This window comes from Sinomicrobium soli, assembly GCF_003285545.1.
In the GTDB taxonomy this organism is placed as follows: domain Bacteria; phylum Bacteroidota; class Bacteroidia; order Flavobacteriales; family Flavobacteriaceae; genus Sinomicrobium.
In genome coordinates this window covers 472,689-481,373 of the sequence record NZ_QLNV01000001.1, presented here as the reverse complement: position 1 = coordinate 481,373, position 8,685 = coordinate 472,689, and the positions used below count along the sequence as shown (strand labels likewise).

Annotated in this window: 6 protein-coding genes; all 6 read left to right on the top strand. The window is 50.7% G+C overall.

Features of this window, described 5'->3' with window-relative positions; all coding sequences use genetic code 11:
- Positions 1 to 508 precede the first annotated feature (508 nt).
- The 6 genes from DN748_RS02015 to DN748_RS01990 all read left to right on the top strand — a co-directional run bounded on the left by DN748_RS02015 (position 509) and on the right by DN748_RS01990 (position 8,471).
- Positions 509 to 1,537, top strand: coding sequence for a LacI family DNA-binding transcriptional regulator (locus DN748_RS02015; protein WP_112370072.1), 1,029 nt, complete (start codon positions 509 to 511; stop codon positions 1,535 to 1,537).
- A gap of 214 nt (positions 1,538 to 1,751) precedes the next feature.
- A complete protein-coding gene (locus tag DN748_RS02010; protein ID WP_112370105.1) occupies positions 1,752 to 1,994 on the top strand; it encodes a DUF5053 domain-containing protein in 243 nt (80 codons plus the stop codon).
- Positions 1,995 to 2,190: 196 nt separating this feature from the next.
- Positions 2,191 to 3,540: an MFS transporter gene (locus tag DN748_RS02005; RefSeq protein WP_112370071.1), complete on the top strand. Its 1,350-nt coding sequence runs from the start codon at positions 2,191 to 2,193 to the stop codon at positions 3,538 to 3,540.
- 23 nt (positions 3,541 to 3,563) lie between these two features.
- Positions 3,564 to 4,202 (top strand): beta-phosphoglucomutase, encoded by a 639-nt coding sequence (gene pgmB / locus DN748_RS02000; protein ID WP_112370070.1) that lies wholly within the window; start codon positions 3,564 to 3,566, stop codon positions 4,200 to 4,202.
- 68 nt (positions 4,203 to 4,270) lie between these two features.
- Complete coding sequence (locus tag DN748_RS01995) at positions 4,271 to 6,565, top strand: glycoside hydrolase family 65 protein (RefSeq protein ID WP_112370069.1); 2,295 nt, start codon at positions 4,271 to 4,273, stop codon at positions 6,563 to 6,565.
- A gap of 70 nt (positions 6,566 to 6,635) precedes the next feature.
- On the top strand, positions 6,636 to 8,471 hold the full coding sequence (locus DN748_RS01990; RefSeq protein WP_112370068.1) for a glycoside hydrolase family 13 protein: 1,836 nt from the start codon (positions 6,636 to 6,638) through the stop codon (positions 8,469 to 8,471).
- The last annotated feature ends 214 nt before the right edge of the window (positions 8,472 to 8,685 follow it).

The following is an 8,685-nucleotide window of genomic DNA, read 5'->3' as shown; positions in this document are numbered from 1 at the left end:
TTAGTCTCCCCCCAGACCCCCCCTCTTTCAACATCATCATTATAGATTTTATTTATATTTACAAATCTAAAGGCCGGACAGGCTGGGAGGGGTGGGCAGCTCCGCTGGCCGGGGAGTTTTGACAGGCCTGAACTTTGGTGTATATACCCAAACGTTTGGTATTATCCTTATGATCCGGGCTTTCAAAACCCTCCGTCTCATCAAAGATGAGCCACCTCCCTTCGTCTGAAGGGAGGAGTTATGTGTGGGTTTATCACATTTGATCTATGAAGACAAAAACGTCATCTTCATTTATGCGGTTGCCCAAACGTTAGGTCTCTGAATGACATTGTTGTCATTCCGACGAAAGGAGGAATCTCCGGCCTTTCCGTTATGCTGTTGAAGGTTCTTTACTCTGGGGTCGAGATTCTTGGTCGGGAGATTGACTCCAAACTAACAAACTACGAACTAACAAACTAACAACTGAATTGAAAAAGAAGAGGTATCTTTGTGGGAAACCGTTTTGCCTATGAAAAAGAAAGTTACCATAAAACAGATCGCCCGGGAGCTGGATGTTTCCGTGTCTACGGTATCCAAGGCGCTCAGGGACAGCAAGGAGATCAGTGCGGAGACCCGGGAGAAGGTACAGGCGTTTGCCAGGTTGCTGAATTACCGCCCGAATAATATTGCCATAAGCCTTAAGAACAGGAAAACCAGGAATATAGGGGTCATTATTCCGGAGATCGTACATCACTTTTTTACCACGGTGATCAGCGGGATAGAGCGCGAAGCGAACAAGGCGGGGTACAATGTGATCGTATGCCTTTCCGACGAGTCTTTTGACAAGGAAGTGATCAATATGGAAACCCTGGCCAACGGGAGTATAGACGGTTTTATATTGTCACTGTCCAAGGAAACACAGTCCAGAAAGGATTTTCATCATCTTCTCGAGGCGGTAGACCAGGGCATGCCGCTGGTGATGTTCGACCGGGTGTCGGATGAAATTCCGGGAGACAAGGTCGTTATAGACGATGTGGAAGGGGCCGGGCATGCCGTGAATTATCTGCTGGACAGCGGGTGCGAACGTATAGCGCTTTTGACTACGGTAGATTATGTAAGCGTGGGAAAGCTGCGTACCGAAGGATATATCCGCGCCTTGCAGGCCGCCGGGAAAGCGGTAAGCGATGCCCTGATCGTCAAGATCGAGGATATCGACAATTGCGAACAGCAGATCGCGGAACTTTTCGATGCTGAAAAGTTTGATGCGGTCTTTGCCGTGAACGAACTGTTTGCCGTGACCGCCATGAAAGTGGCACAGCGCAGGGGCCTGAAGATACCCGAAGATATTTCCTTTATGGGCTTTACCGACGGCATGCTTTCGCAATACGCCTTTCCGACACTCACCACCGTAGACCAGCACGGACTGGAAATGGGGGAGAAGGCGGCACAGTTACTGATCAGGAGGCTGGAAAACGACGACCTCGACGACGAATCTTTTGTCACTGAAATTATAAGCACTTCCATCAAAGAACGGGAAAGTACCCGGACATTTTCATAATAAACAAAAGTTTACTATATTCGTAGTGTAACTATAATTCGATCAGGGTATGGAGCAAGAATTATCAGAAGAGGAATGGGAGCTTATAGCCACCATCAGGAATTACAAAAAAACATATCCACGATCTGTGAATTTGGAACTGTACATCGAATATTTAGTGGACAAGTTGATGGAATAGTAAAATATGCCCCTGCGGGGCTTAAAAGTGAATATTATGGCAGCAGTTAAAGAAAATCAGTCCGTTAAAAACGTGCTTTCAGACATCTTGTTGAGTGTCAAGTGGGCGCATATCTCTACGCATTACTTTGGCAAATCGAGAAGCTGGTTCAGCCAGAGGCTCAATGGTTACGATGGAAACAATACAGAATCGGGTTTTTCCGATAATGACAGGGCTACGTTAAAAAAAGCATTATATGACCTGTCTGAACGGATTCGTTTTTGTGCGGATAAGATATAGGCTGAACCTCCTGTCTACTACAACGTTGTAGTATAAAAAACTTGTAAACTAACTACTTACCACAAAAAAAATATCATATATTTACACCCGTCAGGACTTGTAGTTTTACTTCCCAACCCGATTTAAAGTCTTGATAAGTCATAGAACTCATCCTGAGTTCACAGCGCTTATCGTAGTAATAACAAAAATTACGATAATGAAAAAGCGTACACTGAGTTTCCTGGAGATCTGGAACATGAGTTTCGGTTTTCTGGGTATACAGATGGGTTTTGCTCTCCAGAATGCCAATGCCAGCAGGATACTGCAGATTTTCGGTGCCGATGTACACGAATTGTCCTGGTTCTGGCTGGTAGCCCCGCTTACCGGGCTTATCGTTCAGCCTGTTATCGGATATTACAGCGACAGGACCTGGACGCGCCTCGGGCGCAGGCGGCCTTTCTTTTTAACTGGGGCCGTACTGGCCGCACTGGGACTGGTACTGATGCCGCAGGCCGACATATTTGTCGCCTTTCTGCCCGCCCTCTGGGTCGGAGCGGGGCTGCTGATGATCATGGACGCCTCTTTTAATGTGGCCATGGAGCCTTTCCGGGCCCTGGTTGCCGACAACCTGCCTTCCGACCAGCGTACGCTGGGGTTCAGTATACAGACCGTACTTATAGGCATAGGGGCCGTAGTGGGGTCGTGGCTGCCCTATGTACTGGCCAACTGGATGGGGATCTCCAACGAGGCGACCCTGGGCAAGGTACCGCTCAATCTCCTTATATCCTTTGTTATAGGGGCCGTTATATTGCTGGGCAGTATCCTGGTAACCGTGTTTACCACCCGCGAATACAGTCCGCAGGAACTGGCCTCCATGGAGCCCGAAGCCCCGGAAGAAACCGGTGAAAAGGCAGGACTGCTGAACATTTTTTCCGATTTTGTGAAAATGCCCAAAACCATGAGGCAGCTCAGCTGGGTACAGTTCTTTTCCTGGTTCGGGCTGTTCGGGATGTGGGTATTTGCCACCCCCGCCATTGCGCATCATATTTACGGACTGCCTCTGGACGATTCCGGGAGCAGGGGATACCAGGATGCAGGCGACTGGGTAGGAGTATTGTTCGGTATCTACAATGCGGTTTCCGCCGTTTTTGCATTTTTTCTGCCCGTGATCGCCCGGAAGATCGGGAGGAAAACAACACATGCCGTATCCCTTGTAGTAGGGGGTATCGGGCTTATCTCGGTGTATTTCGCTCCCGACCAGTACTGGCTTATCGCCTCCATGCTGGCCGTGGGGGTCGCCTGGGCCAGTATCCTGGCCATGCCATACGCTATCCTGGCAGGTTCCATACCCGCCCGTAAAATGGGGGTGTACATGGGGATATTCAACTTCTTTATCGTAATTCCACAGATCATCAATGCCCTGATCGGCGGGCCGATGGTAAAATATCTCTACGGGGGCAATGCGGTCTATGCCATTGTCATCAGCGGTATATCCTTCCTGCTGGCTGCCGCCCTGGTATCGAGGGTAGATGATGTGGACGACACCGAAAACGAAGCAATCCGATAATTTAATCAATAGAAACACCAAGAATGAAGGGATTTATTTTTGACCTGGACGGGGTCATTGTCGACACGGCCGGATACCATTTCCAGGCCTGGAAAAAACTCGCGGAAGAGCTGGGGGTCAGTTTTACCCTTGAGGATAACGAAAGGCTGAAAGGGGTGAGCAGGGCACGCTCCCTGGAGATCATCCTGGAACTCGGCAATATCCGCGCTTCCGAAGCGGAGAAAAAAGTGTGGATGCAACAGAAAAATGAAGACTACCTCGAATACGTAAACCGCATGGACCGGCAAGAACTCCTCCCCGGGGTACTGTCTGCCCTGCAGATACTGAAAGACAGGGGCGGAAAGATCGCCCTGGGGTCGGCCAGCAAAAATGCCCGGCTTATCCTCGAAAAAACGGGGATTATGCCACTGTTTGATGCTGTGGTAGACGGCAATGACGTATCCCGCGCCAAACCGGACCCCGAGGTCTTTGTACTGGCCGCGGCACAGATAGGGGCAGAGGCCCCCGACTGTGTGGTCTTTGAAGATTCGGTAGCCGGTATCCGGGCCGCCAATGTGGCCGGGATGACCAGTATCGGGATAGGAGATGCCGGTACATTGCACGAGGCCCGCAGGGTATACCCCGGTTTTACGGAGATCGATATACCGGCATTTTTTGAATGACTCAACTACAATAAAAGACGTAAAGACGCATGATTATGTGTCTTGACCGTCCAAAAAAAATATAAAAAATGAACCAGGATTATATACAACCCGATGCATGGTCGATCATAGAAGAAGGGTTTGACAAAGACAGGGTAAAATCATCCGAAAGCCTTTTCAGTTTAGGTAACGGTGCCATGGGGCAACGGGCGAATTTCGAAGAACATTATTCCGGCCCCACCTTCCAGGGGAATTATATTGCCGGGGTGTATTACCCCGATAAGACACGGGTAGGCTGGTGGAAAAACGGCTACCCCGAATATTTTGCAAAAGTATTGAATGCGCCCGACTGGACAGGGATCGATGTGGAGATAAACGGGGAAAGGCTCGACCTGGCCGCATGTGCGGAGGTCAGAGCGTTCCGCAGGGAACTCCATATGAAAGAGGGGTGGTACCACCGTTCTTTCGAGGCGGTTTTACAGAACGGGACGGAGGTCCGCGTAGAGGCCCGCCGGTTCCTCTCTCTCGACAGTGATGAACTCGGGGTGATAAAATACGAGGTCACACCGCTCAACCGTGAAGCGGTCATCGTTTTTAGTCCCTATGTAGATGCCGGGATCACCAATGAAGATGCCAACTGGGACGAAAAGTTCTGGGAGCCGATCGAGACCAGGCATTCTTCCCGGGAAGCCTTTGTAGTGGCCCGTACCTACAAGACGCATTTCAAGGTAGCGGCCTTTATGCACAACACCCTGTTCCGGGATGCGGAGGAAGTCTGTGCCGAACCGGTACGTACACAGGTCAGAGAAGATAAGGTATGCCTCAGCTATGAGATTGCCGCCGGCAGGGGAGAAAGAGTGACGCTTCAGAAACTGGGCGGCTATACGGTATCGACCAACCACGAAGGCGACAAGCTGGTAGCTGCGGCACAGGAAGTCGTGGAGGCTGCGGTAAAAAAGGGGTACGACGCCCTGCTGCAAGCCCAGAAAAAAGCCTGGGCGGAGATCTGGGAAATGGCCGATATTACCATAGAAGGCGATGTAAAGGCCCAGCAGGGCATACGCTTCAATATCTTTCAGCTCAACCAGACCTATCTCGGCAAGGATGCCCGGCTCAATATAGGGCCCAAAGGGTTTACCGGGGAGAAATACGGCGGAAGCACCTATTGGGATACCGAAGCCTATTGCCTTCCTTTTTATATGGCCACCAAAAACCAGCAGGTGGCCCGAAACCTGCTGGCATACCGCTACCACCAGTTAGACAAGGCCATAGAGAACGCAGAAAAACTGGGCTTTACCGGAGGGGCCGCCCTGTATCCGATGGTGACCATGAATGGTGAAGAGTGCCATAACGAATGGGAGATCACCTTTGAGGAGATCCACCGCAACGGGGCCATTGCCTATGCCATCTACAATTATACCCGCTATACCGGCGACGACAGTTATATCCCGGAAAAGGGGCTGGAAGTGCTTATCGGTATCGCCCGTTTCTGGAAACAGCGGGCCACCTACTCCACGGCAAAAAACAAATACGTGATCCTCGGGGTTACCGGCCCCAATGAGTATGAAAACAATGTCAATAACAACTGGTACACCAATTATATGGCCAGCTGGTGCCTGGAGTACGCCGCAGCACAGGTGTACAGGGTAAAAGAGCAGTCCGCTCCCGATTATACCCGCGTGGCGGAAAAAACAGGGGTAAACGATGCCGAGGTATTGCAGTGGAAGGAAACGGCAGGGGCCATGTACTTTCCGTATTCCGAAACACACGGGGTAAACCTGCAGCAGGACGGTTTCCTGGATAAGGAACTCGTAAAAGTGTGCGACCTCGATAGTTCCCAGCGACCGCTGAACCAGAAATGGTCGTGGGACCGTATTCTGCGTTCTCCCTATATCAAGCAGGCCGATGTGCTGCAGGGCTTCTATTTCTTTGAAGACCACTTTACCAGGGAAGAGCTCGAAAGGCACTTTGATTTCTACGAACCCTTTACCGTTCACGAATCCTCGCTTTCGCCCTGTGTACACTCCATACAGGCCGCATTACTCGACCGGATGGAACAGGCTTATGCGTTCTACCTGAGAACCTCACGCCTTGACCTGGACGATTATAACAGGGAAGTTGCCGAAGGATGCCATATCACTTCCATGGCCGGGACCTGGATGAGTATCGTGGAAGGATTCGGGGGCATGCGGGTCAAAGACAATACACTGTATTTTACCCCGAAGATCCCCGCACAGTGGAAGTCGTATTCCTTTAAGATCAATTTCAGGGGGCAGGTATTGAAAATACACGTCAAGGCCTCCGGAACCGAATTTACCCTCGAAGGTGATACCCCCCTCGAAGTGGTGGTCAACGGAAACCGGACGAAGATAATGCCGGGTTGATAATTTGTTAATGTGATAATGTGTCAATGAGATAATGTGATAATTTGTCAATGTGATAATTTTTGTTTATATGAAAAAAATACTATATACCCTTATTTTTCTGAATACCCTTTTCCTGGCTGCACAGAAGCTGGAAAGGGTAGAGCCCCCGTTCTGGTGGAGCGGGATGCAGCGGAATAGCCTACAGCTGATGCTGTACGGAGATGATATAGCCGGGTATACCCCCGAGATGGAGGGGATAGCCGTCAGCAATGTCCGCAAGACGGAAAACCCGAATTACCTTTTTGTCACTATCGACACAAAAGGGGTGGCCGGGGGGGAATATACCCTCCGGCTGAAAAAAGGGAAAAGGCAGGTGGCCGAATATACTTATGAATTCCGGGAAAGGGAAGAAGGCTCGGCCTTGCGGAAAGGATTCGACAGTTCCGATGTGATGTACCTTATTATGCCCGACCGGTTTGCCAACGGCAACCCCGACAACGATTCCGCCCCCGGACTGGCCGAGAAGGCCGATCGCAGCAAGCAGGGCGGGCGTCACGGCGGAGATATACAGGGTATCATAGATCATATCGATTATATTCATGAGCTGGGGGCTACCACAATATGGAGCACGCCTTTGCTCGAGGATAACGACCCGGAATATTCCTACCATACCTATGCCCAGAGCGATGTGTATCGCATAGACCCCCGTTACGGTACCAACGAAGATTACAGGAGGCTGGTGGATGCACTGCATGAAAAGGGTATGAAGCTGGTGATGGATTATGTGACCAATCACTGGGGTGCCGAACACTGGATGATCAGGGACCTGCCCACTTACGACTGGATACACCAGTTTCCCGGTTATGCCAATTCCAATTACCGGATGGAAACCCAGTACGACCCGAATGCTTCGGAGATCGACAGGAGGTACTGCGTGGACGGCTGGTTTACCTCCACCATGCCCGACCTCAACCAGAGTAACCCCCTGGTGCTGGATTACCTGGTACAGAATGCGATATGGTGGATAGAATATGCAGGACTGGACGGTTTCCGCGTAGATACCTACTCGTACAACGACAAGGAAGCCATTGCGCAGTGGACCAGGGCCATAACCGACGAATACCCTTATTTTAATATCGTAGGGGAGGTATGGCTGCACGACCAGGCGCAGATCGCCTACTGGCAGAAGGACAGTAAGATAGGGGCGTTGCAGGATTTTAATTCCTACCTTCCGGCGGTGATGGATTTTACCCTGCACGATGCCCTGGGAACGGTGTTTGATGAAGATGAAGCTACCTGGGACCAGGGAATGGTGAAAGTATATGGCAATTTTGTCAATGACTTTTTGTACCCCGATACAGATAACCTCCTGGTATTTGCAGAAAATCACGATACCCATCGGTTTAACCATATCTATGACGGCGATGCGAGCAAGTATAAGATGGCCATGGCCATTCTCGCCACGGTCCGCGGTATCCCACAACTGTATTACGGCAGTGAAATCGGTATGGCCGGCAATAAGGACAAGGGCGACGGCGACATACGGCGGGATTTTCCCGGCGGATGGGAAGGAGATGAACAAAACGCCTTTACCGAGGCGGGGCGTACGGAACGGCAGAAAACGTATTTTGATTATACCTCGAAAGTGTTCCGCTGGCGCAAAGACACCCCCGTGATCCATAAGGGAAGGACAAAACACTACCTGCCCGAAAACAATGTATACGTGTATTTCCGCTACGACGATACCGCTACGGTGATGGTTGTGGTCAACAACAGTGCGGAAAGCCGGGAAATTGACGGAAAGCGATTTGCGGAAAGCACGGGAGGTTTTACCTCGGGAAAGGAGGTCGTAAGCGGGAAAACCATGGCGCTGGACACGATCGCCATCCCCGCAAAAACCGCGTGGATACTGGAACTGGAATAGATGAGTTGAGATTCTTCCCTTCGCTGCGCTCCGCTCTGAATGACATTGTTGTCATTCCGACGACAGGAGGAATCTGCGGGCCTTCGGTGATGCTGTTGAAGTTCCTTTGATCTTGGGTTGAGATTCTTCCCTCCGCTGCGCTCCGCTCTGAATGACAGGGTGTTGTCATTCCGACGACAGGAGGAATCTGCGGGCCTTCGGTGATGCTGTTGAA

Coding starts and splice junctions, on each gene's coding strand:
- DN748_RS02010 (WP_112370105.1), top strand. CDS start 1,752: ATGGCAGCAGTTAAAGAAAATCAGTCCGTTAAAAACGTGCTTTCAGAC.
- DN748_RS02005 (WP_112370071.1), top strand. CDS start 2,191: ATGAAAAAGCGTACACTGAGTTTCCTGGAGATCTGGAACATGAGTTTC.
- DN748_RS02015 (WP_112370072.1), top strand. CDS start 509: ATGAAAAAGAAAGTTACCATAAAACAGATCGCCCGGGAGCTGGATGTT.
- pgmB (WP_112370070.1), top strand. CDS start 3,564: ATGAAGGGATTTATTTTTGACCTGGACGGGGTCATTGTCGACACGGCC.
- DN748_RS01995 (WP_112370069.1), top strand. CDS start 4,271: ATGAACCAGGATTATATACAACCCGATGCATGGTCGATCATAGAAGAA.
- DN748_RS01990 (WP_112370068.1), top strand. CDS start 6,636: ATGAAAAAAATACTATATACCCTTATTTTTCTGAATACCCTTTTCCTG.